Below are 1926 nucleotides of genomic sequence, written 5' to 3'. Positions count from 1 at the left end.
CGGGCCTTGGAGGCGGAGCGGCCGCCGAAGTATGAGCGGAAGCCGGCCGGTTCGAGTTTTGATGCTTACGCGGCGCAGGTGCGGGCCTTGTTGGTTCAGACGCCGACGATGCCGGCCTCGGTACTGGCCGAACGCGTCGGCTGGACGGGCTCTGCATCCTTGTTCCGGGACAAGGTCCGTGGACTCCGGCCCGAATATATGCCGGCGGATCCGGTGGACCGGCTGGTCCATGAACCAGGCCAGGCGATGCAGTGCGATTTATGGTTCCCCCATGAGCCGCTGCCCCTGGGGCACGGGCAGGAGGGCAAGCCTCCGGTGTTGGTGATGACGAGCGCGTTCTCCGGATACATCCAGGCCAGGATGCTGCCAACCCGCACGACCTTTGATCTGCTCGGCGGGATGTGGTCGTTGCTGCAGGAGGCCGGTGCAGTCCCCAAGCAGCTGGTCTGGGACAACGAATCAGGGATCGGCCAGGGCCGGCTGACCGAGCCGGCGGCGGCGTTCGCTGGCGTGCTGGGCTGCGAGATCCGGCAGTTGCCGCCACGGGATCCGGAATCCAAGGGCATCGTGGAGCGGATGAACCGTTACTTCCGCCAGGGCTTCATGCCCGGCCGGACGTTCGCGTCCCCGCTGGATTTCAACGACCAGCTCGCGGACTGGCTGCCGCGCGCGAACGCCCGCTACTCCCGGACCCGTCACGGCCGCCCGGTCGAGCTTTTCGTCCGGGACCGGGATGCGATGCGGCCGTTGACGCCGGTGGCGCCCGAGTTCGCCTTCCGCAGCAGCGTCCGGCTGCCACGGGACTACTACGTGCGGGTCTTCTCCAATGACTATTCCGTGGACCCGGGCGCGATCGGGCGGATCGTGAACGTCGAAGCAGACCTGGAAAAGGTGACTGTGAGCGCAGACGGCCGGCTGCTGGCCAGGCACGAGCGGCGGTGGGCCAGGCACCAGATCTTCACCGACCCCGGGCATGTGGACAAGGCCGCCTCCCTCCGACGGATCCACCGCAGCGTCAAGGCCGGACGGTCCACGGTGGTGGAGGAACGGGACCTGTCGATCTATGACGAACTCTTCGGTGTCGCCATCCCCGACGACGCCCGCGAGCTCTCCGGGGCAGGACGGTGAGCGCTGCGGTGAAGGACATCGAGTACTACGCCCGCGCACTGCGCGCCCCGCGGATCGCCGACGGCTACCGATCCCTCGGCGACCGGGCTCGGGAGGCAGGCTGGTCACACGAGGAATACCTCGCTGCTGTCCTCTCCCGCGAGGTCGCCGAACGCGAGGCCTCCGGGGCCGCCCTGCGGATCAGGGCCGCGAGGTTCCCCGGACACAAGCTGCTGGAAGAGTTCAACTTCGACCACCAGCCTGCCGCGGACCGGAACCTCGTTGCGCATCTGGGCACCGGGGTCTTCCTGGAAGAAGCCAAGAACGTGGTCCTGCTCGGCCCGCCCGGCACCGGGAAAACCCATCTGGCCGTCGGGATCGGGATCCGGGCCGCACGCGCCGGGCATCGCGTCCTGTTCGACACCGCGACCGGGTGGGTATCGAGACTGGCCGAAGCCCACGACCGCGGCCGCCTGCCCCAGGAACTGGCCAAGTTGCGCCGATACAAGCTGCTCATCGTTGACGAAGTCGGCTACATCCCTTTCGACCAGGACTCGGCCAACCTGTTCTTCCAGCTCGTCTCATCCCGTTATGAACACGCTTCTCTAGTGCTTACCAGCAACCTCGCCTTCAGCAGGTGGGGCGAGGTCTTCAGCGACGCGACTGTGGCCTCGGCGATGATCGACCGGATCGTTCACCACGCAGAAGTCCTGAACCTCACCGGCAGCAGCTACCGGCTCCGGAACAAGACAAGAACCCAGCTTCAGGCACAATAGAACAGCAACCCGTGGCCCTGTTTTCAGTCGGCAAAACTGGCCC

The 1926-nt window shown here is 66.7% G+C and carries 2 protein-coding genes; both read left to right on the top strand.

Annotated elements, in window-relative coordinates; all coding sequences use genetic code 11:
• Nucleotides 1-1128, top strand: a 1128-nt coding sequence (locus WMN78_RS13760) for a Mu transposase domain-containing protein (RefSeq protein WP_340534294.1), incomplete at its 5' end; no start/stop codon positions are given.
• Nucleotides 1125-1883, top strand: coding sequence for an IS21-like element helper ATPase IstB (istB, locus tag WMN78_RS13755; protein WP_104190113.1), 759 nt, complete (start codon nt 1125-1127; stop codon nt 1881-1883). The genes WMN78_RS13760 and istB, both read left to right, overlap by 4 nt.
• Nucleotides 1884-1926: the final 43 nt, after the last annotated feature.

Source organism: Arthrobacter oryzae, assembly GCF_037911235.1.
In the GTDB taxonomy this organism is placed as follows: Bacteria; Actinomycetota; Actinomycetes; order Actinomycetales; family Micrococcaceae; genus Arthrobacter; species Arthrobacter oryzae_E.
This window is presented reverse-complemented; position numbering and strand designations above follow the sequence as displayed.